Source organism: Arthrobacter sp. B0427-1-12 (assembly GCF_059092905.1).
Genome location: NZ_JBNHIC010000283.1, coordinates 1 through 210, shown reverse-complemented (window position 1 = coordinate 210; position 210 = coordinate 1). Strand labels below are relative to the sequence as shown.

1 protein-coding gene is annotated in these 210 nt (G+C 70.0%); it reads left to right on the top strand.

What is annotated here, in order from left to right; all coding sequences use genetic code 11:
- Window positions 1-210: hypothetical protein (locus AC5RWU_RS24865; RefSeq protein WP_493986823.1), on the top strand; the 210-nt coding region annotated here is incomplete at both ends.

Below are 210 nucleotides of genomic sequence, written 5' to 3'. Positions count from 1 at the left end.
CGCCATCCCGGCTCTCATCATCGGACTGCTGATGCTGGGGGCGGGCATCACCCTGACCTGGCTCTCGATCGCTCGCCTGGCCGAGGGCATGTGGCCCCCGTTCCTGGCCGGCCTGCGGGACTGGGCGGCCGCCCTGAGATGGAATGATCCTGCGGTGTGGGTCAGCGGCACGGTGCTGCTGCTGGCCGGACTCACACTGCTGCTGCTGGC